The sequence below is a fragment of the Neisseria sp. P0021.S007 genome (genome assembly GCF_051956855.1).
Genome location: NZ_JBQCXA010001154.1, coordinates 1 through 524, shown reverse-complemented (window position 1 = coordinate 524; position 524 = coordinate 1). Strand labels below are relative to the sequence as shown.

At 54.8% G+C, this 524-nt stretch carries 1 pseudogene; it reads left to right on the top strand.

Going from position 1 to position 524, the window contains the following annotated elements:
• A pseudogene (locus tag ACTHUR_RS18015) lies at nucleotides 1-524 on the top strand (TonB-dependent receptor); the annotation flags it as partial.

The following is a 524-nucleotide window of genomic DNA, read 5'->3' as shown; positions in this document are numbered from 1 at the left end:
TACCTACACGACGACATCAACAACGACCGCCAGCCGCAGTTCGTCAACGATGCATTGGACACCGAACGCCATATCGCCAAACTCAACGCACGTTGGGGCAATGCCGATTTGAGCAATACGGTCAGCGCAGAAGCAGGCGTCATCAAACTCAAACGCCGTGCCGACAATTACTCCCTGCGCCCAAATAACACGCCGCAGCAAGTGTTCGTAGAACTTGACCGCAAAGTATATGATTTCTCGCTCAAACACGACGCGGATTTCGGCAAATTCCACAACACCGCCGCCGTCAGCTACCGCAACGACAGCCAAAACGGCGAACGCAACACCCACACCGCCATGCGCGATTTCCTCAACGGCTACCGTTTCGCCGATGTGCATATCGACCGCTGGCGCATCGCCGATACCCTGTCCTACAAATTTGACGACCGACACAAATTAGGCTTGGGCTTAAGCTACGAAATCAACGAAGCGGACGTACGCAAAAATACGGCGCAGCCCGCCCATCCGATGAACCGCAACCTCTT